The organism is Pseudoglutamicibacter cumminsii (genome assembly GCF_003143995.1).
Taxonomy (GTDB): Bacteria; Actinomycetota; Actinomycetes; order Actinomycetales; family Micrococcaceae; genus Pseudoglutamicibacter; species Pseudoglutamicibacter cumminsii_B.
Genome location: NZ_QFWG01000001.1, coordinates 69,132 through 91,060, shown reverse-complemented (window position 1 = coordinate 91,060; position 21,929 = coordinate 69,132). Strand labels below are relative to the sequence as shown.

25 protein-coding genes, 4 tRNA genes and 1 riboswitch are annotated in these 21,929 nt (G+C 61.0%); of the genes, 12 read left to right on the top strand and 17 right to left on the bottom strand.

Going from position 1 to position 21,929, the window contains the following annotated elements:
- Positions 1-12 precede the first annotated feature (12 nt).
- The 5 genes from trpC to hisI form a co-directional block, all read right to left on the bottom strand.
- Positions 13-834 carry an indole-3-glycerol phosphate synthase TrpC gene (trpC, locus tag CAY35_RS00465; protein ID WP_109302861.1) on the bottom strand — a complete coding sequence of 274 codons (822 nt, stop codon included), beginning with the start codon at positions 832-834 and terminating at the stop codon, positions 13-15.
- A 164-nt stretch (positions 835-998) separates the two neighbouring features.
- A complete protein-coding gene (locus CAY35_RS00460; protein WP_101630049.1) occupies positions 999-1,253 on the bottom strand; it encodes an HGxxPAAW family protein in 255 nt (84 codons plus the stop codon).
- A gap of 221 nt (positions 1,254-1,474) precedes the next feature.
- Entirely contained in the window at positions 1,475-2,200 is a 726-nt protein-coding gene (locus CAY35_RS00455) for a Trp biosynthesis-associated membrane protein (protein ID WP_181377425.1), read from the bottom strand.
- Positions 2,187-3,773, bottom strand: a complete 1,587-nt coding sequence (gene trpE / locus CAY35_RS00450; RefSeq protein ID WP_109302859.1) for an anthranilate synthase component I — start codon at positions 3,771-3,773, stop codon at positions 2,187-2,189. The genes CAY35_RS00455 and trpE overlap by 14 nt, the downstream gene beginning before the upstream one ends.
- Positions 3,773-4,213: a phosphoribosyl-AMP cyclohydrolase gene (gene hisI / locus CAY35_RS00445; protein ID WP_219930424.1), complete on the bottom strand. Its 441-nt coding sequence runs from the start codon at positions 4,211-4,213 to the stop codon at positions 3,773-3,775. The genes trpE and hisI overlap by 1 nt, the downstream gene beginning before the upstream one ends.
- A 74-nt stretch (positions 4,214-4,287) precedes the next feature.
- Here hisI and CAY35_RS00440 point away from each other — a divergent pair, with 74 nt between their 5' ends.
- Positions 4,288-4,935 (top strand): TIGR03085 family metal-binding protein, encoded by a 648-nt coding sequence (locus CAY35_RS00440; protein ID WP_109302858.1) that lies wholly within the window; start codon positions 4,288-4,290, stop codon positions 4,933-4,935.
- A gap of 28 nt (positions 4,936-4,963) precedes the next feature.
- On the opposite strand, the gene hisF is transcribed toward CAY35_RS00440, so the two are convergent.
- The 10 genes from hisF to CAY35_RS00390 form a co-directional block, all read right to left on the bottom strand.
- On the bottom strand, positions 4,964-5,734 hold the full coding sequence (gene hisF, locus CAY35_RS00435; protein ID WP_109302857.1) for an imidazole glycerol phosphate synthase subunit HisF: 771 nt from the start codon (positions 5,732-5,734) through the stop codon (positions 4,964-4,966).
- Between the two features lie 24 nt (positions 5,735-5,758).
- Entirely contained in the window at positions 5,759-6,604 is an 846-nt protein-coding gene (gene hisG, locus CAY35_RS00430; RefSeq protein WP_181377444.1) for an ATP phosphoribosyltransferase, read from the bottom strand.
- A 103-nt stretch (positions 6,605-6,707) separates the two neighbouring features.
- A complete protein-coding gene (locus tag CAY35_RS00425; RefSeq protein ID WP_109302855.1) occupies positions 6,708-6,971 on the bottom strand; it encodes a phosphoribosyl-ATP diphosphatase in 264 nt (87 codons plus the stop codon).
- Between the two features lie 216 nt (positions 6,972-7,187).
- Complete coding sequence (gene pnuC, locus CAY35_RS00420) at positions 7,188-7,901, bottom strand: nicotinamide riboside transporter PnuC (RefSeq protein WP_109302854.1); 714 nt, start codon at positions 7,899-7,901, stop codon at positions 7,188-7,190.
- Positions 7,902-8,125: 224 nt separating this feature from the next.
- Positions 8,126-8,273: riboswitch (FMN riboswitch) on the bottom strand.
- 135 nt (positions 8,274-8,408) lie between these two features.
- The gene (gene rpe / locus CAY35_RS00415; protein WP_109302853.1) at positions 8,409-9,083 is read right to left on the bottom strand and encodes a ribulose-phosphate 3-epimerase; all 675 of its coding nucleotides are present in this window, start codon (positions 9,081-9,083) and stop codon (positions 8,409-8,411) included.
- On the bottom strand, positions 9,080-10,705 hold the full coding sequence (locus tag CAY35_RS00410) for an RsmB/NOP family class I SAM-dependent RNA methyltransferase (RefSeq protein ID WP_109302852.1): 1,626 nt from the start codon (positions 10,703-10,705) through the stop codon (positions 9,080-9,082). Before CAY35_RS00410 ends, rpe begins: the two co-directional genes overlap by 4 nt.
- On the bottom strand, positions 10,702-11,652 hold the full coding sequence (gene fmt / locus CAY35_RS00405) for a methionyl-tRNA formyltransferase (RefSeq protein ID WP_109302851.1): 951 nt from the start codon (positions 11,650-11,652) through the stop codon (positions 10,702-10,704). Before fmt ends, CAY35_RS00410 begins: the two co-directional genes overlap by 4 nt.
- A 7-nt stretch (positions 11,653-11,659) precedes the next feature.
- Positions 11,660-12,247 carry a peptide deformylase gene (def, locus tag CAY35_RS00400; protein ID WP_219930423.1) on the bottom strand — a complete coding sequence of 196 codons (588 nt, stop codon included), beginning with the start codon at positions 12,245-12,247 and terminating at the stop codon, positions 11,660-11,662.
- A gap of 199 nt (positions 12,248-12,446) precedes the next feature.
- Positions 12,447-13,292: a cytochrome gene (locus tag CAY35_RS00395; RefSeq protein ID WP_101630037.1), complete on the bottom strand. Its 846-nt coding sequence runs from the start codon at positions 13,290-13,292 to the stop codon at positions 12,447-12,449.
- Between the two features lie 17 nt (positions 13,293-13,309).
- Positions 13,310-13,504, bottom strand: a complete 195-nt coding sequence (locus CAY35_RS00390; protein WP_109302849.1) for a hypothetical protein — start codon at positions 13,502-13,504, stop codon at positions 13,310-13,312.
- 44 nt (positions 13,505-13,548) lie between these two features.
- Between CAY35_RS00390 and CAY35_RS00385 the strand changes: the two genes are divergently transcribed.
- From CAY35_RS00385 to CAY35_RS00360, 6 genes are all read left to right on the top strand, one after another.
- Positions 13,549-13,998, top strand: a complete 450-nt coding sequence (locus CAY35_RS00385; RefSeq protein WP_109302848.1) for a DUF2871 domain-containing protein — start codon at positions 13,549-13,551, stop codon at positions 13,996-13,998.
- Positions 13,999-14,051: 53 nt separating this feature from the next.
- The gene (locus CAY35_RS00380) at positions 14,052-14,531 is read left to right on the top strand and encodes a DUF3817 domain-containing protein (protein ID WP_109302847.1); all 480 of its coding nucleotides are present in this window, start codon (positions 14,052-14,054) and stop codon (positions 14,529-14,531) included.
- A 189-nt stretch (positions 14,532-14,720) separates the two neighbouring features.
- Positions 14,721-14,794 (top strand) — tRNA-Gly (locus CAY35_RS00375).
- Positions 14,795-14,842: 48 nt separating this feature from the next.
- Positions 14,843-14,916 (top strand) — tRNA-Cys (locus CAY35_RS00370).
- A 24-nt stretch (positions 14,917-14,940) separates the two neighbouring features.
- A tRNA-Val gene (locus CAY35_RS00365) sits at positions 14,941-15,012 on the top strand.
- A 71-nt stretch (positions 15,013-15,083) separates the two neighbouring features.
- Positions 15,084-15,157 (top strand) — tRNA-Gly (locus CAY35_RS00360).
- A 142-nt stretch (positions 15,158-15,299) separates the two neighbouring features.
- Here the strand turns inward: CAY35_RS00360 and zapE are convergent.
- The gene (gene zapE / locus CAY35_RS00355) at positions 15,300-16,343 is read right to left on the bottom strand and encodes a cell division protein ZapE (protein ID WP_109302846.1); all 1,044 of its coding nucleotides are present in this window, start codon (positions 16,341-16,343) and stop codon (positions 15,300-15,302) included.
- A 307-nt stretch (positions 16,344-16,650) separates the two neighbouring features.
- Between zapE and CAY35_RS00350 the strand changes: the two genes are divergently transcribed.
- Together CAY35_RS00350 and CAY35_RS00345 are read left to right on the top strand one after the other, a co-directional pair.
- Entirely contained in the window at positions 16,651-17,568 is a 918-nt protein-coding gene (locus CAY35_RS00350) for a sulfurtransferase (protein WP_109302845.1), read from the top strand.
- 12 nt (positions 17,569-17,580) lie between these two features.
- Entirely contained in the window at positions 17,581-18,015 is a 435-nt protein-coding gene (locus CAY35_RS00345) for a SufE family protein (RefSeq protein ID WP_109302844.1), read from the top strand.
- Positions 18,016-18,100: 85 nt separating this feature from the next.
- Here CAY35_RS00345 and CAY35_RS00340 read toward each other — a convergent pair whose 3' ends face one another.
- Positions 18,101-19,306, bottom strand: coding sequence for an alpha/beta hydrolase family protein (locus CAY35_RS00340; protein ID WP_219930422.1), 1,206 nt, complete (start codon positions 19,304-19,306; stop codon positions 18,101-18,103).
- An 84-nt stretch (positions 19,307-19,390) separates the two neighbouring features.
- Between CAY35_RS00340 and msrB the strand changes: the two genes are divergently transcribed.
- The 3 genes from msrB to CAY35_RS00325 all read left to right on the top strand — a co-directional run bounded on the left by msrB (position 19,391) and on the right by CAY35_RS00325 (position 21,864).
- Entirely contained in the window at positions 19,391-19,807 is a 417-nt protein-coding gene (msrB, locus tag CAY35_RS00335) for a peptide-methionine (R)-S-oxide reductase MsrB (protein ID WP_109302842.1), read from the top strand.
- Between the two features lie 108 nt (positions 19,808-19,915).
- Entirely contained in the window at positions 19,916-20,515 is a 600-nt protein-coding gene (locus CAY35_RS00330; protein WP_375231725.1) for a DUF3000 domain-containing protein, read from the top strand.
- A gap of 80 nt (positions 20,516-20,595) precedes the next feature.
- Entirely contained in the window at positions 20,596-21,864 is a 1,269-nt protein-coding gene (locus CAY35_RS00325; RefSeq protein WP_109302840.1) for an HRDC domain-containing protein, read from the top strand.
- Positions 21,865-21,929 lie beyond the last annotated feature (65 nt).

Sequence of the window (21,929 nt, the reverse complement as noted above, 5' to 3'; positions counted from 1 at the left end):
TTTGGCTGGAGATTAGCGGGCAGCAGACCTGATGGCGTGACCGGTAGCCGTGAACTCGGCGACGGTTTCGCGTGGCTGTGCGTGTTTGACGAGGGCCTCGCCGACGAGGACCGCGTCTGCACCCGCGTGTGCGTAGGTCTTGACCTGTTCGATGTCTTCGACGCCGGATTCAGCGACCGTCACAACCCCAGCTGGTAGGTGCTTGGCGAGTTCAGCATAGTGGCCGGTATCGACATCGAGGGTCTTGAGGTTGCGAACGTTAACGCCCACGATCTTGGAGCCGACTTTCGCGGCGCGTTCGATCTCTTCCGGAGTGTGCGTTTCGACGAGCGCGTTCATTCCCAGCTCGTGAGTGAGCTCGAGGAAGTCGCTGAGCTCCTGATCCGTCAAGGCAGCAACGATCAGCAGAACCAGATCAGCGCCATGCGCTCGCGCTTCGTAGATCTGGTACTCGTCGACTGTGAAGTCTTTGCGTAGCAACGGGACGTCGACGCGTGCCCGTACCGCATCGAAATCTGCGAGCGAGCCGCCGAAGCGGCGCTGTTCCGTCAGAACTGAGATAGCGGCGGCGCCACCGGCTTCGTATTCAGCGGCAAGGTCCGCTGGCTCCGGGATGTCAGCGAGCGCGCCCTTGGATGGCGAGCGGCGCTTGACCTCGGAAATCACGGCGAACGCGGAGTCAGCGTTAGGTGTCAAGGCGGCCAACGCATCGCGGGCCGGTGCGGCTTCAGCGGCACGGCGCTTAACCTCTTCAAGCGGCACAAGCTGCTTACGTGCGGCCAGATCTTCCTTAACACCTTCGATGATCTGATCCAGAACAGTGGTCTCTGCCATGTGCCGTGCCTCTCCCCTTCTGCGGACTGAGATCACTATGCGCTGCGTTCAGTCAGCGTTGAGTTCAATAAGTGATGTGTGTGGCGGGTATAGAACCCTGTGTAGAACAACCCTGTATAGAACGAAGCCCCGCGAGTCTTTCGCGGGGCCGTTCGTTCACAACGTTAGTCGTGCTTTGTACGGGATCCGCCCACGCCAAAGCCAGCGGCCTTCAGAACGAGGCCGACGATGATGCCGACAACCAGGATCACGCCGCCGGTCCAGAAGAGGAACCAGTTCGGGATGGTGAAGGCGATGCAGGACAGCAGGAAGCCAACAAACATGATGGTGAACATTGCCCACGAAGCAACCGTGTTGCCGTGGCCCAGGTGCTGCTCATGGATTGGGTCATGAGCAATGGTCTGGCGATCGAGAGGCATATCCCTATCTCCTTCGAGTTGAAACCTCAGGTCAGTGATGCTCTGCCCTCTATGGGGCATCCGCGACCGTGAGGCCACGGGTAGGTGTGCGTTCCTTGCACGGCCGGCTTCGTGCGAGTGAAGCGGCAGCATGAACACACGCTTATGTCTATTCTGCCACTTCTCGCCGTTGACCGCTCAATCGCTACGCACGGCGAGTCATGTTTCTCGTGTGATGTTGCTCAGTAGAAGCGGGCGCGGGCGGTGTTCGGCCCGTCTGGATCGGTGGGATCCTCGCCTTGCGTCAACGCGTCCCACTGATCTATTTCATCCAGCTCAATCTCATCCCGCTCGATCTCATCTGGCTTGATCTCGCCTTGCTCGACCTCGCCTGCCGTGCCAGCTTGGCGCTTGCCACGACGAGGTGCTGAGCCTGCACGGTCATACTTGCTTGATTTCGATGCGGCAGGTGCGGCTACGAGCGAACCCCACACCGCAACGAGAACCATGAGCACGCCGAGGACCGCGGTGATGTAAGGGAAAACCGTGACGTCGTAGTTGCTACTCACAATCCCGAGTCCAAAGGTTTCCCCGACCTTGGTCGCTGCGGCATCTTGCGGCGACAGCGCCGACCAGATGCTGACGCCGGCAACGCCGGCGCCGGCGAGCGCCTGGACCACGGTGATGATCCAACGGGTTACGGGACCCGCGATCGTCAGCGCGATGGTGGCGGCAAGCATCACGACGGCGAGCGCGACTGCCGCTGGGGAGGCTGTTCCGCCGGCTACGTCGAGGCCTGCCACGGCAACTCCGGTGTCGGGCGCTCCGACTGTGATCCAGGTCTGTGAGATGAGGATGAGCGCCGAGATCGAGACGGCAAGCCCCGCGAGGACGACGTGTTTGCGTTGCCCGAAGCGTCGCTTGCTTGGTGTGGTTTGAGTGCGTGGTTGCTCGTTAGTTCGAGGCATTGTCGCCTCCGCGTTCAGGTGAGCTGAGTTCATCTGCAAGCCATACGGCGCGCAGTGGCGCGAACGACTTGTTCACGGTCTCGAGTGCTTCTGAATCCGGTTGGGAGTCAGCCACAATGCCTGCGCCTGCTGAAACGTAGGCGGTGCCATCCTTGAGGACTGCGGTCCGGATCGCGATGGCCATGTCCATGTCGCCTGCGGAATCGAAGTAGCCGACCACGCCGCCATAGATTCCGCGGCCTACCGGTTCAAGCTCATCGAGCAGCTGCAGTGCGCGGGGCTTAGGCGCCCCGGAGAGGGTTCCGGCCGGGAACACGGCGCGCAGCACATCGTAGGCGTTCGCGTGGGCCTCAACTTCGCCGGTCACGGTGGATTCCATGTGCATGATGTGGCTGTAGCGCACGATCTCCATGAACTGGGTGACGTCCACGGTGCCCGGGGTGCAGACCTTCGAGAGGTCGTTGCGGGAAAGGTCCACGAGCATGATGTGTTCGGACCGTTCCTTGGGGTCTTCGAGGAGTTCTTTAGCGAGGGCGTCGTCGCCGGTCGGGGTTGCTCCGCGTGGGCGGGAACCAGCGATCGGGTGGGTCACGACGCTGCCGGATTTCACGGTCACAAGCGCTTCCGGTGAAGACCCGATCACCGAGAACGGCTCGCCCTCCCCTGACTGGTAGGTCGCGACATACATGTACGGACTCGGGTTGGTCGCCCGCAGGACGCGGTAGACGTCTAGCGCGCTCGCTCGTGTTGGGAGCTCGAAGCGCCGGCCCACAACAGCCTGGAACACTTCGCCGTCCACGATCGCGTCCTTGATCGTATCGATCGCTTTCAGGAAGTCAGGCTCAGCCCACGTCTGCTTCACCGTCGCGAACATTTCTTCACCCGAGACATCCGCCGACGGCATCGGCACGGGGGCTTCGGCCACTGAAGGTTCACCGAGCCGCTGAGCCATCCGCTGCAAGCGAACCACCGCATCGTCATAAGCGCCTTCAGCGCCGGTGTCGAGGCCGTTCTTGTTGTAGGCGTTAGCGACCAGGGTCAGCGAACCATCCAGGTGGTCATAGACCGCCATGTCGGTCACAAGCTGAAGCGCAAGCATCGGCACCTGCATGTCATCGGCAGGGCCTTCGCCAAGCTTTTCCCAATAACGGACCGCATCCCAGCCGATGTATCCCATCAAGCCGGAAACGAAAGGGAACGATGGGCGGGTCACGTTCTGCTGACCACGCTTGAGGAACTGCAGGGTCTCCCGCAGAACATCCATGACGTTGCCTTCAGCCGGGATGCCGACCGGCGGAGTTCCTTCCCACACCGCTTGGCCTTCGGATTCGGTGAGCATCGCGGCACTTCCGGCGCCGATGAAGGAATACCGAGCCCACTGGCCGGCCGTCGCTGATTCCATGAGGAACGTTCCGGGACGCTGATCGGCCAGGCGCCGGTACACGCCCAACGGGGTGAGGCCGTCAGCGAGCATCCGAGCGGTCACCGGGATAACCCGGGGGCCATCAGCCGACGCCGCAGTAGCAACAAACTCCTCACGCGTGAGGTTTGGAATGACCTTCGGAACGCCCATCACTTCTCCCCTGCTTGAGTTTCCTGCGCTTGAGTGGTTACCGGAATCACACGGTCATCAAAGCACGAACGCGTCCCCGTGTGGCACGCGGCACCTGTCTGCCTCACGGTCAGCAAAATCGTGTCGGCATCACAGTCATAGTGCATCGCAACGACTTCCTGAATGTGACCCGATGTGTCACCCTTGCGCCAATATTCTTGTCGCGAACGAGACCAATACGTCGCACGGCCGCTCGTAGCGCTCCGACGCACCGCCTCGGCATCCATCCAGCCGAGCAGCAAAACCTGCAAAGACTCAACATCCTGCACAACAGCAGGGATCAGGCCGTCCGCATTGAATTTCAAAACGGCAGTATCGAAGGCCGGCGCTGCAGACGTTTCGCTCGCATCGGAGGCGGCATCTGCGGCAAGCTCAGCAGAAAGTTCACGAGAATCAGACACCCTCCCATGCTACGCGGCGCCCAGCGTCCGACGTCACAGCATGAAGCGCCCCAAGAACGTGCTACGTTGAGAGCGTGTCTCGCTTTGTCAAACTTTCCCGCCAAGCGCTCGCTGATGCGCTCCTCGCCGTAGGTCCGGACGCCCCTACGCTGTGCGAAGGCTGGGAAACACGACACCTCGCAGCACACCTCGTGCTCCGCGAACACTCCGTGTGGGCCGCCGGCATCACTGGCGCGCCCGGCCTGCGTCACGGCATGGAACGGAAACTCGACATCCTAGCGGCCCAAGCAGAACACCCCGGCGGTTACGCCCGGCTCATCAAGCAGTTCTCGCAAGGGCCCACAAAGTTCTCGCCGTTCAACCTCAAACGGGTCGACGCGGCTGCGAACCTCCTCGAATACTTCGTGCACCTCGAAGACATTCGGCGTGCCCGTGAACGCTGGGTCCCACGCTCGCTCGACGCCGCCTACAGCGATCAGCTGTGGCAAAGGCTCAAGCAAGCCGCCAAGTTGCTCTACCGCCATGCACCCGTCGGCATCATCCTCGTGCGCCCCGACGGCACGCGCTACCAAGCCAAGAAAGGCACCGATTCGGTAGCGATCTACGGCTCCGTGAGCGAACTCATCATGCTCGCCTACGGACGCACCAACCACGCGCTCGTCCTCTATGAAGGAAGCCCCGAGGCCAAAAAGGCACTCGAGGCTTCACTCTCAGGCGACTAAAACAGTTTCCGTAACGGACCGCGTATCTCTAGCGGACCGTGATGCCGGCCGCGCGCATCGCAGCCTTGACCTCAGCCATCATGTGATCCGGGCCGAAGTGGAACAGCGACGCCGCAAGCACCGCATCGGCACCCGCCTCAACAGCCGGCGGGAAGTGCTCAGGCTTACCAGCGCCACCTGAAGCGATCAACGGAACCGAAATGACGCGGCGCACATCGCGCAACATCTGCGTATCGAAACCCTCCTGGGTTCCGTCAGCATCGATCGAGTTCAACAGGACCTCGCCCACGCCACGCTTCTGCGCCTCGGCCGCCCACTCGAGAGCATCACGGCCCGTGCCCACACGGCCACCGCGGACCATGACCTCATAACCCGAGGCAAGATCAGGGTTATCGCTGCGCTTCGCGTCAAGAGACAACGTCAGAACCTGCGAACCGAAACGCTCACTGATCTGATTGATCAGGTCCGGGTTCTCGACCGCGGCCGTAGCCACAGAAACCTTATCCGCACCCGCGTTCAGCAGCTTCGAAACGTGCTCAACCGAACGGATGCCGCCGCCGACCGTCAACGGGATGAAAACCTCTTCAGCAGTGCGAGCCACGATGTCATACACCGTGTCACGCTCATCCGAAGACGCCGTGACATCTAAAAACGTCAGCTCATCGGCGCCCACACGGCCGTAACGCTCAGCGAGCTCAACCGGATCCCCAGCATCCCGCAAACCCTCAAAATTGACGCCCTTGACCACACGGCCAGCATCCACATCGAGGCACGGAATCACACGAACAGCAACAGACATAGCCTTACCCCCGCCTTAGCCCTTCTACAAACGGCACGCGTTGATCGGGGTCACCAAAATCGCGCGAGCCCCCACGTCATACAACTCATCCATGACACGGTTCACCAGGTTCTCCTTAACCATCGCGCGCACCGCAACCCATTCAGGATCAGCCAACGGGGAAATCGTCGGCGACTCAAGCCCAGGGGTCAAACGCATCGCCTCATCCACCAAGGACTTAGGGATGTCGTAATCCAGCATCGCGTACTGGCGCGCCACAATCACACCACGCAAACGACGCACCAACCTATCTTCCGCCTTCGGGTGGTGATCCTTCCGGCCAATCAAAACAGCCTCAGACTTCATCAACGCAGGGCCAAACGGCTCCAAACCAGCCGCGCGCATCGTCGACCCCGTCTCCACCACATCGGCCACCGCATCGGCAACGCCTAAGCGGATCGACGTCTCAATCGCACCATCCAGACGGACCGTCTCCGCCTGGATCCCGTGCTCCTCAAGATAGTGGTCGACCAAAACCCGGTAACTCGTAGCGATCCGCTTACCGTTGAGCTCCGAAAAATCGGAGAACTCACCTTGCGGACCAGCGATGCGGAACGTCGAAGCACCGATGCCCAACGGCATCAGTTCCTCAACCGCGTCATCCACATCGGCGTCCATCATCAAATCACGGCCCGTGATCCCCAGATCCAAGACACCACGGCCAACATAAACCGCGATGTCACGCGGACGCAGATAAAAGAACTCAACATCGTTCTCAGGGTCAGTCAACGCCAGCTCACGAGAATCACGACGCTGACGATAGCCAGCCTCAGACAACATCTCCGTCACGGCGGCAGACAACGAACCCTTATTCGGAACAGCTACACGCAAAGTCGACACAACAACGCACCCTTCACAAACTTAATCAACGACCCACTCAATCAACGACCCACCACAACGCTGGCGATGCACGAATGCTCGCCAGGCCAGCGACTCACAGATGCTTGTACACGTCCTGCAGTGACAAACCTTTAGCGATCATCATGACCTGGACGTGATACAAAAGCTGCGAAATCTCCTCAGCAGCTTCTTCGTCCGACTCGTATTCGGAAGCCATCCAGACTTCTGCGGCCTCCTCAACGATCTTCTTACCGATCGCATGGATGCCCGCATCCAGCTGTTTGACAGTGCCGGAGCCCTCAGGGCGTTCTACAGCTTTGGTTTGCAGTTCAGCAAAGAGTTCCTCGAAGCTTTTCACACCCTCAGCCTAATCAACCCCAGCCTCGCAACTGCAGAACGTGACGACACAAAGACCATCCAGGCCCGCTGGCAGAGCACCGGCGCGGCGCTGGTATGGCTCCGGAACAAGCCAGCGCTGAAACGAGTTGGCGCCGGTTTGAGAGGTTCGTCTCAAACCGGCGCCAACGATTCATATCTCCCGTGTCAGGCCGTCACTCCACCGTCGGGTCGAGCGTCACTCCACGGTTGGGTCGAGTGTCTCCATGCTCGAAATTGATGGCTTCTCGTTTTTCTGAGCCCGGGCCCACACGAAGAAGCCGATCAGCGTGAACACGCCATAGAACAGGTACATGAAGGCTGAAGCGAAGTAGCCCGCCGAGAACAGCAGCGGGACACCCACGATATCCACGGCGACCCACGCGAGCCAGAACTCAGTCCAGCCTTTCGCCATCCCGTAGGTAGCCACGAGCGAACCAATGAACGTCCACGCGTCAGCCCACACCGGATCATATGAACCCAACGCAGCGAACAGCGGAGTCAGGGCAACCGTACCGATCACCATGACCAACAGCATCCCGACGCGCACGCCCCAGCCACCCCATCGTGGGGTGATCGCCTGGGACGCACCAGCGCCGCGCTGCTTACGGCTCTGATTCCAGCGGACCCAGCCGTACACGGAGACCACGATGAACATGATCTGACGGCCTGCCTGCCCCAGCAGGTGAGGCATTGTCGCGTTTGGATCGATCAACGAACCCAAGAAAACGGTGAGCAACAGCAGGTTGCCCGCAATACCGATAGGCCAGGCCCACACTTTACGGCGCATACCGCCCAGAGCCGATGCCAAACCGAAAACATTGCCGACGACTTCGCGGACCACAAGAACCTGCCCGCCAGGCAGATCGATGGTCCCGTTGAACATGTCGACAAGCCACCGCAGAAAATCCATTCCTAACCCTTTCTCGCTCTACGGCGGCCCCGGGTTGAGGAATACGTGAGTGGCTTCTTCGCTCAGTTGCGCTCTAGCGTGCGATGCGGCAGGTGGCTTGGACTCGTCGGCTTGACTCGTCCGTGCGCCTGCGTTGCATCCTGCGACGCGGCTGAACGGTCACGTTGCCAGTTGACTTGGTTGTCCAGCCAGTTGGCTACGTGGAGAACACTTTCTCAGCGTAAACCGTGCTTCTCCCATCCAGACTTTGACTGTCGGTACTGGAGTTTCACCAGTTCAGCCGTTACTCAATCGGAGGGGATCCTCGATTGAAGACAACGGGTCGCGGACTATCACCGCCGGTTCGGAATTTCACCGACCCCGGAGCACGTGATCACCACTGTAGCCCAGGGTGCGGCTCGGAGGATGGCACGGTGACGCAATGTTGAGCGCGAGTTGAGTATTGGTCCGCTGAGCGTGGGTTGAGCGTGGGTGGCGAATCAACGACACCCACGCTGTTCGGAAGGTTTAGTGTCCGATGGCGTCGCGGGCTTCGCGGCGCAGGTTTTCGATCGCTACGGCCACGTCTTCGGCGCCGTAGACGCTCGAGCCTGCAACGAACGTGTCCGCGCCTGCTTCAGCGGCGATGCGGATCGTCTCGGTCGTGACACCACCGTCGACCTGCAGCGCAACCTGGGCACCGGAGCCGTCGATCGCTTTGCGTGCCGCGCGGATCTTCGGGACCACAACGTCAAGGAAAGCCTGCCCACCGAAGCCGGGCTCAACCGTCATGAGCAGCAGCATGTCGAGCTCAGGGAGCATGTCCATGTAGGAGTCCAGGCCGGTCGCTGGGCGCAGAGCCATCGAGGCCTTCGATCCGCGAGCACGCAGTTCGCGAGCCAGGCGGATCGGTGCCGTTGCGGCTTCCGCGTGGAATGTGACCGAGTAGGCGCCCATGTCCGCGTATTCAGGGGCCCAACGGTCTGGGTCTTCGATCATGAGGTGGATATCGAGGGGGAGCGGGGACTCGTCCTGGATCCGCTTGACCACTGGAGGGCCGAATGTCAGGTTCGGCACGAAGTGCTGGTCCATGACGTCAACGTGCACGGCATCGGCGGTTTTGATGGCTTGCAGTTCCTCCCCTAGGCGAAGGAAGTCGGCCGAGAGGATCGAAGGGTGGATTGCGCAGGTGTGGCGGCTCATGCTTGTTCCTTCTTGGTAATGAGGGCCATGAACATGGCGTCGGTTCCGTGGGAGTGCGGGAAAAGTTGGGCCGTGGAACCGGTGTTGGTTCCGACGACGGGGTCGGCTGGGCGGGTCGCGTCACCTTTGCCGGTGAGCGTTACGGAGTCGAGGACGGCTCCGGTGTCGAGCAGTTCGATGTCTTTCCGACGGTGGAACGCGTCTTCGAGGATCGCGAGGGTTTCCGCCGGGTGCGGTGAGCACGTCACGTACGCGAGCACCCCACCTGGGCGTAGCGCGTCAAGGGCGGAGTTCAGAAGTTCGCTCTGCAGGCGGGTCAAAGCTGGAATGTCGGATGGCTGTTTGCGCCAGCGGCTTTCCGGGCGGCGACGCAACGCACCGAGCCCTGAACATGGGGCGTCGAGCAGGATGCGGTCGTAGTGGTTCGGCTGTGCCTTACCGATGTCTCGGCCGTCACCCGTGACGGATGTCCATGCCTTCTCATCGACCGCGCGAAGCGCTTGCTTCACAAGGTTCGAGCGGTGTTCCTGAACTTCATTCGCCGTCAGGTGTGCCCCGCGTTGAGCGGCAATCGCGGCCAACAGCGCTGCCTTGCCTCCGGGGCCTGCGGACATATCAAGCCAACGTCCAGCGTCGGTGCCTGCAACATCGGCTTCCGCGAGGACGCGGGCGGCGAGCTGCGAACCGTGGTCCTGTACACGGATGTGGCCTTCGGCAACGCCAGGCCAACGCAGCGGGTCGCCACCTGAGTTCACGGAGTAGGCTTCGGGAACCCAGGTTGACGGTGTGGCTTTGAGGCGTTTGAGTTCTTGCTCGGTTGCGATCCCTGGAAGCGCGGCCAGATGAACTGCGGGAGCCACGTTGTCGGCTTCGAGTAGGGTCTCGAGCTCTTCAGTCGAACGCCCGTGCACGACGAGCGAAGAGCGCAGCGCACGAACCACCCATTCGGGGTGCGAATACCGCAGTGCGAGCCGCGCCATCGGATCTGTGATGGAGGATTCGAGCGTTTCAGCCCATTCTTCACGTGAGCGTTCCGTGACTCGGCGGAGCACCGCGTTGACGAAGCCACCCGCGCCTGCACCCACGCAGTCGCGGGCGAGCGCCACGGTTTCGTCGACTGCGGCGTGCTGCGGGACGCGCATGTGCAACAGCTGGTACGTGCCGATCCGCAGAACATCCAGAACCGGCGGGTCGATGTTTTTGAGTGGCCGGTCGGAGCATTCGGCCAGCACCGCGTCGAGGCTTGCGAGTTCGCGGAGCGAGCCGTAGGTCAGCTCGGTTGCGAAGCCGGCGTCCCGCTGGTCGAGGCGGGCGCGGCGAATATGGTGCGGCAGGGCGAGGTTCGCGTACGCGTTGTCGACGGCGACAGCCTGCAGAACATCGAACGCTACTTTGCGTGCGGGGTCTGCGCTGCGGCTACGTTGGGATGGAGCTGCGGCGCTGAATTGGCGGGGCTGGCGGCCGCCGCGGTTTCGTTCGCGGCCTTTAGCGTTGCGGCGCGAGCCGTCGGCGCTACCCTGCCTTTTACCCTGGCCCTGCTGTTGATCGCGGCGTGGGCGATCGTTCCTGGCCCCTCCGCGGGAGCGTGGGGTGCGGTCATTCGAGCGTGAATCTCGGCTCATTCGAAGCGTCCTTCCCCATCGCTGAGGGCTCCGCGAGCCCAGTCAGCGGCGGCCATCATCTTTTTACCTGCGGGCTGCACGCGTGTCAGTTCAACCGGTGAAGACCCGGTACCGACGACGACGCGGGCTGGCTTCCGGCTGCGGAAGCTCAGCTGGCCGGGGGCAAGGTTTTTCTCGTGGTCTTCGAGCTCGTCTGGGGTTGTGATGCGCACCCGTTCAAGTTTGATGCTCGCCCCGTTGAAGTGTGTGAAGGCACCGGGTTCTGGTGTGGTTCCGGCGATGCGTCCGCGCACGGCTTCGGCGGATGTGCTCCAGTCGACGCGGCCGTCGTTGCGTTCGAGTTTCGGCGCAAGAGTCGGCTCGCCCTTTTGTGGTTGTGGCACCACGGCACCGGAGACGTAGCCGGTGATCGCTTGGCTCAGCAGCACTGCGCCTTCTGTGGAGAGGCGTTCGAGGAGGTCGCCTGCGGTGTCGCTTGGTTGCACGGCTTCGGTCATGACGCCGAGCACCGGGCCGGTGTCCATGCCTTCATCGAGCACGAACGCTGTGGCGCCGGTGATGTCGTGGCACCGGATGAGCGCGTGCTGAACAGGCGCGGCTCCGCGCAGGTCTGGCAGGAGTGAGAAGTGGAGGTTGACCCACCCGAATTCTGGGAGGTCGAGGGTGCGGCGTGGGATCATGGCGCCGTATGCGACGACCGCCGCAACGTCGACGTTGAGTGCGGCGATCGCGTCGTGGGCTTCGTCTGTGATCTTGTCGGCTTTGATGGTGGGGAGCCCGTGTTCTTCGGCGTAGGCCGCCACGGGTGATGGCGTCATGACGCGTTTGCGTCCGATGGGGGCGTCGGTACGCGTCAGGACTGCAACGATTTCGTGGCCGTCTGCGATGAGCTGCGCTAGCGGCGCCACTGCGACGTCGGGGGTTCCGGCGTAGAGGATTCGTGCCATGAACGCATCAGCTCCTTAGGAATGAGTTGCCGGTTTTGTTTGAGAAGGCGCTCCCGATGGTGGCGGCGCGCTGGTCTTGCACGTGGTCGACGTTGCTTTGGTACGTGTTGTGGCGCAGGGTTTGTTGTGCGCGGCGGCGCTCTTCACCTGTGAGTCGGTCGATGAAGAGTTTGCCGTTGAGGTGGTCGGTTTCGTGTTGGAAGCAGCGCGCGAGGAGGCCATCGGCGATGATTTCGAGTTCCTCACCGGTGATGTCAACGCCGGTGAGACGCACTTTCTTGGGGCGTGCCAGCGGCATTTGGATCCCGGGAACGGACAAGCACCCTTCGATGGTGCGGTCGTCTTCGACGGCTTCTTCGTCCAGGATTTCGAGGACGGGATTGCAGACCGTGCCGACGTGACCGTCGATGTTGTAGGTGAAGATCCGTTTGCTGATGCCGATCTGTGGGCCGGCCAGGCCAACGCCTTTGACGTCGTTCATGGTCTCGTGCATGTCTTCAGCCAGAGCGGCTAGTGATGCATCGAATGTGGTGACGGGATCTGCCACGGTACGTAGGACCGGGTCCCCTACTGTTCGAATCGCGTGAACTGTCACGCTACTCCTTTTCTCAATGTGCTTCGCTTAGTTTTGTAGGCACTTCGCCGTATTTCTGAAGGCGCTTCGCTGTGTTTCTGAAGGCGTACCGCACACGCCCATAGGTGCCACGGATGCGCGCTCTTCCATCGTATGCGAGAAAGAGTACGTGTGGTTCGGCGCTCCCTGCTTGAGTTGGTCATTTAGCGTGCGGCGTCATTTAGCGTGCGGTTGGTGGCGGGACGGGTTGGAGTTCGGCTGCGGCGCTGAATGCCACGGATTCGGTTTCCCAAACTTGGCGTAGGGCCCAGAAGCGTTTCCAAGCGTTTTCGAGGCTGTGCGGTTGCGCTCGCATGGGTAGTACTTCGGTTTCCCCGAGGGCGACAGCCAACAACACGCTGTCTTTCGGGAAGGGCCAGGGCTCCCATGTTCCGTTCTCAGGGTCGCTCAAATACTCCTCGGCTTGTGCGCCGGCGGCGAGCTGCATCACGACTTTAGGGTCCGGGGCTTTGACCCGGCCGTCGCGGGTGGTTCCGCGCGTCTTGTAGTCGATGAGGCATGTGACTCCCCCGATCTCGGCGACAAGATCGAGCGTTCCGGCGTAACCCACGGTGTGGTTCCAGATTGTGACTTCGGGTTCAATCGGTTTGACCCCGTAGAGGTCCCACCATTCGTCGAAACGATCCGCGTAGGCGCCTTCGCCGTGTTCCTGCAGTTTTTCGCGCATCTGCGCGGCCTCGTGCGGCCGACCCAGCTCGCGCAGCGCCTTGTGTTCGGCATAGTTGTGGACCCGGTCACCACGGGCCGCAGCCTCATCGCGGTATTTCTCAGCAGCTGAAGATGCTTGCCGTGCAATCTGCTTGAGCTGAACCTTGTTGCCTACCGAGCCAGCCAGTCGCGCATCGTTAATAACGGCGGTCGCCGCCATGTGCCCAGCCCACCCCGTCATGTCTACTGCGTGACGGGAAATCACGGTGGTAATCGACGGAACTTCGGGAAGTCCGTCAACAGTGCGGGAATACATTCGCCCCAACGAGGTCTGATGCGCGAGCAGTGGCTGTGTCATGTTCCCCAGTGTGTCACCTACCCCTGACAGTTTGCTCCCACAACATGGTCGATTCCATCACCCTTATCAACCGAAAGGTTGAGGCCGGTTTCAACACTGATCGCGATGTTTAACGACGTGCGCGCGGGTTGAATCGAGGTATAGGTCAAACCACAGCGCCACATAAACCACTGCGCCCCAGACCACAGCGCCTTATAAACCACAGCGCCCATGCACTGTTTCAAAGCATGCGCGGTGTTCGAAAGGAAGTAAAACCGTGAAGAAGCTCCTCAACGCGTCCTTGCTCTACATGATCGCAGGCTTGAGCGCGGGCGTGTTCTACCGCGAATTCACCAAGATCAACGAGTTTCCTGAAGGCCAGTTCACGCAGCTTGGGGTCGTTCACACGCACTTGCTCGCGCTGGGTTTCATGGCGTTCCTAATTTTCCTCGTGATCGAGAAAGCTTTTGCGATCTCCCGTAGCCCCAAGCTGTTCGGCTGGTTCTTCTGGCTCTACAACGCGGGTGTCGTCGTAACCTCCGCAATGATGATCTGGCACGGGACCCTCACGGTGCTCGGCAAGGAGTCCTCCGCGATGATCTCCGGCATCGCGGGCCTCGGACACATCGCGATCACTGCGGCCCTCATCGTCTTCTTCGTGGCACTGCGCCGCGCTGTGAACACCAGCGCAACCGCATCTAGCGCTACTGAAGCCGTCTCTGCGTGAGCGGCCGCATCTAAAATTAAGTCCGCATCGACCGCTACCGGAGCAACCACTTCATGACATCTACATCTCAGACTCATGCCGTCACCCCGCGCCTGCTTTTCCGCACCTTCGCGATCGCGGAGATCTTCACGTGGGCCGGGCTCATTGCCGCCCTGATCCTGCGTAGGCTCGATGTCACCAACATCGTGCCAATCGCCGGCGGTATCCACGGCTTCGTCTTCCTGAGCTACGCGACGTCGACGGTTTTCGTGTGGGTCAACCAGAAGTGGCCTGCACGCATCGGCGTAACGGGTGTTTTGCTGGCCGTTGTTCCGTTCGCGACCCTGCCGTTTGACCTCTACGTTGACCGCAAGGGGCTCTTGAAAGGCGGCTGGCGGCTCGCTCCAGGTGGCGACGAGCCACGCGGCTTTATCGAACACGTGCAGGCATGGATCTTGCGTCACGTATGGCTCGCAATTGTGCTGCTAGTTGCTTTCGTGGCGGTGCTGTTTGTGACACTGCTGTGGCTCGGCCCGCCGGTGCCACGAAACTAATCTCGTCGAATAATTCAATAGGTGTTTACGCGGAATTCCGGGCAGCACCAAGGTTGCGTTGCCCCAGTGACACGCCCCTAGTTTGAGCCGATTTGGCAAAGCGGTAAAAACTGGTCTAGAGTAATCACTCGTTGGCATCACAGCGGAAACGCTTTCCGAACAGGAAACGAACCGCGGGTGACACCACATGCGGACATAGCTCAGCTGGCTAGAGCGCCACCTTGCCAAGGTGGAGGTCGCGGGTTCGAATCCCGTTGTCCGCTCGCAAACCACTTGCTGGCCCGCAAGGGCACCGTACTTGTTACGGATGTGGTGGGGTGGCCGAGAGGCGAGGCAGCGGCCTGCAAAGCCGTATACGCGGGTTCGAATCCCGTCCCCACCTCCACTAAGTGATTTGCAGCCTGAATAGGCGCGATTGGCGCAGCGGTAGCGCGCTTCCTTGACACGGAAGAGGTCACTGGTTCGAACCCAGTATCGCGCACGAGAACCACGGTTCTGTTTAGATCAGAACCACGGTTTGTATAAATACGGTCCTGAACTGGACTGTCATTCGCGGACATAGCTCAGCTGGCTAGAGCGCCACCTTGCCAAGGTGGAGGTCGCGGGTTCGAATCCCGTTGTCCGCTCGCAAGACGGAAGGCCGGGAACATCAAACGATGTTCCCGGCCTTCCGCGTTAAGCACGAGCCGCACTAAGTACGAGGCTACGTCCTAGCGCCCGGCAACAACGCACCAGACGCTAGGACGTGCGTTCAGGATTCAGTGTCGATTAGGATTCGGCGCCCTGGCCTTCGCGGACCAGCGCGGTCAAACGAGACACGGCGCGGAAGTATTTCTTCATGTAGCCGCCGGCCATCATTTCTTCGGTGAAGAGGTGGTCGAAGGACTCGCCGGAAGCGACGATTGGCACGTCCTTGTCGTAGAGGCGGTCAGCGAAAACCACAAACCGCAACGCGATGGCCTGGTTGGTGATGGTCTCGACGTTATGCAGGACCAGCACATCGGTATCGCTCAGAAGCTTGCGGTAACGCGACGGGTGAACCTTAGACAAGTGATCCACGAGCTGCGGGAAGTCATCCTCAGCGATGTGAGCATCCGGGTAACGTTCCTCCGCAAAGGAGATCAACTCGTCGTCTGCCATCGGCTCTGGAGCGTCAGGGAGACCACGGTGACGGTAATCCTCACCATCTACGCGGATGATCTCGAACTGATCCGCCAAAACCTGGATCTCACGCTGGAAGTCCTGGGCTGCGAAGCGGCCCTCCCCCAGCGCACCAGGCAGAGTGTTCGATGTCGCCGCCAGCTTGACCCCGGCGTCGGCCAGTTCGCGCATCAAGCGGGACATCAAGACAGTGTCGCCCGGGTCGTCGAGCTCGAACTCGTCGATGCACACGAGGTTATAGGTCTTGAGGATCTCAACCGCGCGCGGGAACGTGAGGGCACCCACGAGGTTCGTATACTCAACAAACGTGCCGAATGCGCGCTTGCCTTCCGTCGCGTGCCACAGCGACGCCAAAAGGTGGGTCTTACCGACACCGAAGCCGCCGTCGAGATAAATACCCGCCGGTCCCTTCGCCTTTTTCTTCTTGCCGAACAACTTCATGAGGCCTTTAGATGGCGAAGCATCCACGTTGACGGCCTCGGCGAACTCCTGCAAACGCTTCACCGCAGCGGCCTGGCTCGGCTGAGAAGGGTCCGGGATGTATGTGTCGAAAGACACCTCACCAAACCGGTACGACGGGTGCATACCGTCAAGGAGCGCCTCTGCGGCGACGTTGGGAGTAATGTCGGTCAACTTGTGAATGGTTGCCACGTAGATGCTTTCCCTCAGATAGCGGTGTCTCAGATTGCGGTGTCAGTTGCAGACTCAGCGTGCACCTCGCGGCGCACAATCGACGATGTCTCTGCCTGCGATCTTACGCAATCTTGTGAATGTTTCCTTTTGTGTGTGCTACTTCTGGCCGGCGTTTTGTTTGTAACTAGGCTGGGAGGGAATCATTACACCCGCACTGTTGTTGTTCTAAGTGGGTGCAGGTTGTTCTGAATAGGTGCATTTCCCGGCTGGCATGATGCCGGCCTTGGTTCCGGACGCGAACAGACTTTAAGGAGATCGTTCAGTTATGTCAGAGGTTTTGACGGAGGAAGCTCGTCATGCGCAGTATGCGCACCCGGAGAAGCTGGTGACCACCCAGTGGGTTGAGGATCACCTGAACGAGCCCGGCATCGTGATCGTCGAGTCCGATGAGGATGTTCTGTTGTATGAGACCGGCCACATCGAGGGCGCGGTCAAGTTGGATTGGCACACGGAACTCAACGATGCGGTGACCCGCGATTACGTCGACGGCGAAGGCCTGGCTGCTCTGTTGAGCCGCAAGGGCATCAGCCGCGATGACACGATCGTGGTCTACGGCGATAAGTCGAACTGGTGGGCGGCTTATGCACTGTGGGTTCTGGAGCTGTTCGGTCACCCGGATGTTCGATTGATGGATGGTGGCCGCGATAAGTGGATCGCTGAAGGCCGTGCCCTGACCCGCGAGGTTCCACAACGTGAGGCGACGGACTACCCGGTAGTTGAGCGCGATGATTCGACGTTGCGTGTTTTCTTGCCTGAGGTTCTTTCGTTGCTGGGCACCACGCCGCTGATCGATGTCCGTTCGCCGCAGGAGTACACGGGCGAGCGCACGCACATGCCTGACTACCCAGAGGAAGGTGCGTTGCGTGGTGGTCATATTCCGACGGCGGCCTCGATTCCGTGGTCAAGCGCCGTTGGTGAGGCGTCGGCCATCAAGCCGCGTGCTGAGCTCGAGGCCCTGTACATGGACAACGCTGGTTTGAAGCCAGGCGACGATGTGATTGCTTATTGCCGCATCGGTGAGCGTTCTGCGTTGACGTGGTTCATCTTGAAGTACGCGCTTGGTTTTGAGAACGTCCGTAACTACGACGGCTCGTGGACTGAGTGGGGCAACGTTGTGGGCGTCCCGATCGTTTTGGGTGAGGAACCTGGCACTGTTCCGGCTTCCGCGACCCGCAACGCTTAGGAGGTAGTTTCTATGGCTTTGCCAACTGCTTTGGCGGAGATCGCCGAGGATTTCAACGCGCTGCCTGAGCCTCAGCGTCTTGAGCTGTTGCTTGAGTTTTCGGATAACCTTCCGGAGCTCCCGGAGCGTTATCAGGACGCCGAGCTTGAGCAGGTGATTGAGTGCCAGTCCCCTGTGTTTTTGACGGTTGAGGTCGCCGACGACGCAGACCACACTGTAGGCGTGTTCATCACGGCACCGCCTGAGGCTCCAACGACGCGCGGTTTCGCTGGCGTCTTGGTCGAGGGTCTGCACGGCTTGCCTGCTGAGGAGGTCTTAGAGACCCCGGATGATTACCCGTCAACCATCGGTTTGGCGCGCGCGGTTTCGCCGTTGCGTTTGCGCGGCATGACGGCCATGCTGGGCCGGATCAAGAACCGTGTACGTAAGGAACTCGTTGACGCCTGATCCGGTTCGAGTACTAGCCCCGCGCCGGAACGTTTAGCGCTTTAGAGACGCGCCCGCCCCTTTACGGGGCGGGCGCGTCTACGCGTTAGATCCGCAGCGTTTTCTGTAGCCAGTCCTTGAGAGTTGTTTCCCACTTCTGCGGGTCAACATTCCATTCACGTACGTGCCCTGCGCGCGTGAACGGCACGAGGGTCACGTAGCGCGGATTCTTTTTCGCTAGCCGTTCGGAGGAGACGAAAGGCACGAAGCCGTCGTCACGTGAATGCTGGATCAGAACTGGAATCTTGATATTGCCGGCGCGTTCAACCCAGTTGAGCGCGTTGAGGTCGATGGGCGCGGTCAGCCCGGTGAGTTTCTTACCGATGGGCTGGCCGAGCATCCACCCGCCGATGCGCCCGGAGAGGTACGGGATGTTGTTGATTTTCGCTTGGTAGCGCAGGATTTCGAACCAGTCTACGGCGGGACCGGTGAGCGCGAGCGCGCGGATGCGGTGCCGGAACCGCGATAGCTCGAGCGTCCGCAAAGCGATAGCGCCACCCATCGACCAGCCCACGAGTACGACGTCGCGCGCACCTTGGCTGAGCGCGTATCCGATCGCGGCATCCACATCGTGCCATTCTGTTGCGCCGAGTCCGTAGCGGCCGTTGTTGACTTCAGGGCCTTCGCCGTCGTTGCGGTAGCTCATCGACAGCACAGTGAGCCCGAGCTCGCTGAGTGGCTTGAGTCCGCGAAGGGTTTCGAGGCGTGTTGCTCCGCGACCGTGAATCAGGATCGCCCAAGTGTCCGCATGTTGATCGCCCTCGACAAGCCATGCAGGTGCGGGCCCGGCCGTGAGCGGTACGTGGACGTCGGTTGCGAGGACGCCGGCGTCGGTGGGGTCGATGAAATAGTTGCCGCCGATGTTTCCGTGGGTTGCGCGGGCGAGGTCGCCGCGGTCGACGCGGATAATGCGGCGGCGCACGTGCGTTCCGGATGGTGTGGAGATGATGTCGCCGATTTTCGCGTGCCCCGACTGGTTGTTGAACCACAGCGAGTAGCGCCCGGGTGCAGTGGCTTGAGGGTCACGCGTTTGCAGATCGACGTACTCGCCGATGTGGTCGCGGCCAACGCCGAGGATCTTCACTTCGTCGGCGTTGTTGCGTGACGGAGTGACGACGGCGCGAGCGAACAGCGAAGCGAGTCCGGTGATGACGCCTGTGCCGATGATTCCCGCGCCGAGCCCCACAGCGGCCCATGAGGACGGACTCATGCGTGAGCCCGTGCGCGGTGACTTCTTCGCTCCGGATCCCATGTCCCCCATCATCTCACTTACATCTGTCGCCGCCAGAGGCAATCTCTCGTTAGTTCTGTGCATGCCCCCTCGTAGACTGAATACATGCATTCTCCTGTTGAAGATCCGCTGGGCCGCGGCGACGCCGCGTGGCGTGAGCAGCTGAGCCCTGAAGAGTACGCTGTGTTGCGTCAGGCCGGCACGGAACGTCCGGGCACGGGCGCTTACACGGATGACACGACCGATGCGGTGTATGCGTGCCGTGCGTGCGGTGCCGAGCTGTTTTCTTCGGACACCAAGTTCGATGCCCGATGCGGCTGGCCCGCGTTCTTTGCGCCGGAGGATTCCGATGCGATCCGGTACTTGGTCGACAACTCGCTGGGTATGCGCCGTGTTGAGGTGCGCTGCGCGAACTGCGATTCGCACCTGGGGCACGTTTTCGAGGGCGAGGGTTTCAACACTCCAACGGATCAGCGCTACTGCATCAATTCGATCTGTTTGGTTCAGAAACCAGTGGAGTAGCTCCGCATAGGCGCCGAGTAAGCCTCCAGCGGCCCGTTTCCGAGCCTCTGCCCGGCGTTACCGGCGCGCCGCCGCCACAAAGATTTTCGTGTTCCATAAGCTAGCTGTGTGAGTTTTAGCGCAGAGACAGCACGGTTGGGTTCAGCCGGCGTCCCGCACGAATTTTCGTTGGTGCTGGACGGTCTGAAGCGCGCCTTGGTGCGTCCTGAGATGACGCTCGAGGAGATCCCTGCCCCTAAGCGCTTGGCTCCATACGCCGTCGCGTTAAAGGCGAATGTCGCGGACCCTCACAGGGATGATGAGCTCGCGACGGGCCGATTCATTTTGCTGTTTGATCCACAAGGTAATCCCGTGTGGGATGGAACGATGCGGATCGTGACCTACATCCGCGCCGAGGTGGACGGCGAGATGGGTAACGATCAGCTCGCCGCATCGGTTGCGTGGACGTGGCTGGTCGAAGCCCTTGAGGAACACGGCGCCCCTTATCGCCGCGCCGGCGGCACGGCCACGCGTGCGTTGAGTGAGAATTTCGGCGACCTCGCGCAGCAGCCTGAGCGCGTGGACATTGAGCTTCGAGCCTCGTGGACGCCTGAGGATTACAACGTCCAAAACCAGCTCGAGGCGTGGTGCGACATGGTGTGCTCCTTCGCGGGGCTACCTCCTATGGAAGATGGCGTCACACCGATGCCCAACGTCCGGCTCACCTAGGTGACAAGCATGCTGAGCTGGCTTCCGCATCGGGCGTTGACCCTTGATCGTGGCTACTCCTTAGTATGATCAGAAGAACCATGAAGCTTGATCCACCGCCGGCAGCCCTTCTCGCCTCTGGCCAGTTCCCGGAGCGCGAGCCTTCAGACCTCCCCCTTCTTGACTCCCCCGCCGAGGGGATCCCACCGGTGATTTCGACGCGGGCCGCACTCGATAACGCGGTCATTCAGTTGCGCGAAGGGCACGGCCCAGTGGCGGTCGATGCGGAGCGGGCTTCCGGTTTCCGTTACGGTCAGCGCGCGTTCTTGGTTCAGCTGCGCAGGGTTGGCGCTGGCACGTTCCTGATTGATCCTGAGGCGTTCGACGATCTTCTGGATGTGAACGAGGCGCTCGCGGACGCGGAATGGATTTTGCACGCGGCGCACCAGGATTTGCCGTGCTTGCGTGAGCTCGAACTGCAGCCGCCTCGGTTATTCGACACCGAGCTCGCCGCCCGTCTAGCGGGACTTCCGCGCGTAGGTTTGGCGTACGTGACCGAGACGATGCTCGGCGTCCGCTTGGCGAAGGAGCATTCGGCCGCGGATTGGTCGATGCGGCCGTTGCCTGAGGATTGGCTGAATTACGCGGCACTCGATGTTGAGGTTTTGATCGAGTTGCGGAACCAGCTTGAGAAGCTTCTGCGCGGCCAGAAGAAGTGGGATTTGGCGCAAGAAGAGTTCGAGTATGAACGCCTCAAGCCCGGCCCGCAGCCGCGTAAGGATCCGTGGCGGCGCACCCACGGCCTGCACCAGTTGAAGGACAAGCACCAGATTCTGGCGGTCAAGGAGCTGTGGGAAGAGCGCGAGAAGGTCGCCCAAAACAAGGACCGCGCTCCGGGCCGTCTTTTGCCGGATTCGGCGATCATCGCTGCGGCTCGTGCGCTCCCGACGACGGTTCCGGCTCTGTTGCGCACGGATGGTTTCCGCGGCCGGTTGGCTAGCAAGGAGGCCCGCCGTTGGGTCACCGCGATTGCTCGGGCCCGGAACGCGACGCGTTTCCCACCTCGGACGGCGCGCCGTTCAACGATGCCTCCCCCGCGGTCGTGGAACGACCGATTCCCTGATGCCGCTGAGCGGTATCAGACCGCGCGGTGGCGCTTGGAGCGGGATGCCCAGGCTTTGGGTATGCCTTTGGAGAATCTTTTAGCTCCCGCTGTTTTGAAGGAAATCTCGTGGGAACCGCCTGAGGTTGTCACGCTGGATTCTGTTCAAAAGAAGCTACGGGAACTCGGATCCCGCGAGTGGCAGATCCGCCGCACCGCTGCCGTGATTACCGTCGCTTTCCTAGAACCAGAGCCGCTTGAGCACTGAGCCTGAGCCCCTTGAACACTGAGCTCGCCTCGCGTGGAAACCGGCCCTAATCCGCTCATAGCTAA